The organism is Flavobacterium bomense, from assembly GCF_003970355.1.
Window position 1 is genome coordinate 1 of sequence record NZ_RYDJ01000150.1, and the last position, 1257, is coordinate 1257.

The window sequence follows — 1257 nt, forward strand, 5'->3', positions numbered from 1 at the left end:
CTTCCGCTTGAAGCACGACATCAAATGCTGGAGTTTCATCATCGATAACGTAACCACTAATTTGTGCGTAAATCAGTTTTGGAAATTTCTTGCGTAAAGCAACTGCATCCAATCCTAATAGTTTTGCTGATGAAGGTTTGAAATTAGAAATCACAACATCAGCAGATGCAATTTGAATCATAACTATTTCAAAATCATCGGCGTTTTTAAATCAGCCCAAAGAATTGTTTTCTTATAATTCACACTACTATAATAAGCAGATTGTGTGTTTTCTTGCTCTGATTCCAACCGCCAACTTCGAGTTATGTCTCCATTATTCGAAGGATTTTCTACTTTCAAAACGGTTGCGCCAAGTTCTGCAAAAAACATTCCAACAGCTGGACCAGCCAAAACTCCGGCAAGTTCAACTACTTTTAAATCTGTAAATAATTCTTTTTTATTCATTTAGAAAACAAATCAATTTAATGAGCATCGCTTAATTTAGTATTTGGATCCAAAGGCCAATACATCAAAACCGAACAATTTCCGCTGCGTGGATCGTCTAAATAATCAAACAATGGTTCTACTAAAATGAATCCACATTTGGTTTGAGCTGTAACCGTTGGATCAATAATTTCGCCTTTTATCAATTTATCACAGTATTCAGCAATGGTCATTTGGTCTTTCACTTTATCAAAACCTATTGGCATTCCAGCAGTCATTTGTCCTAAACAACCCAGTTCTCTAGCTACTTCTTGACGCGCATTGTAAATTTCTCTCCCAATTCCTTTTCCCTGATAATCTGGATGCACCGAAACGTCTAAACCATACAACCATTCTGCTTTAGGATTGTGTGTTCCTAACCATAAATTGTCCGAAATCTCCAAGAAAGTGTGATGTCCTTTGTGATGATTTTGCATTAAAGTCGTAGTTGCGGCAATAACTCTGTCGCCATCTAAAACAATCATTTGCCCTTCAGGAAAAATCTCGATATGTCTTTTATATTGCGCTTCCGTCATTAATTCTTCTTCCGATAAGGTTGGAAAAACAATTTTTTGAAGCTCGGCTTCTTGCTTTGCGTATTCTGGCGTAGCAGTTTGTAAAGTATATTTGCCTAAAATTTCTTTTTTCATAATTTGGGTATTTTATATTGTTGTTTGATTTTACTTTTCTATAACCACATTAGCGTGGAATTCTTTTTTAAATCTACACAGACAACTTAATTTTTTCCTACAAAAAAAAGGGTATATGGTAGAACCTGCCCGAATGATAGTGAAT

Annotated in this window: 1 protein-coding gene and 1 pseudogene; both read right to left on the reverse strand. The window is 35.5% G+C overall.

The genetic code is table 11. From position 1 onward, the window contains the following. Positions 1 to 444 (reverse strand): annotated as a pseudogene (locus EKL98_RS18645) (CoA transferase); the annotation flags it as partial. A 17-nt stretch (positions 445 to 461) separates the two neighbouring features. Next, the gene (locus tag EKL98_RS16315; RefSeq protein ID WP_126563179.1) at positions 462 to 1112 is read right to left on the reverse strand and encodes a GNAT family N-acetyltransferase; all 651 of its coding nucleotides are present in this window, start codon (positions 1110 to 1112) and stop codon (positions 462 to 464) included. Positions 1113 to 1257: the final 145 nt, after the last annotated feature.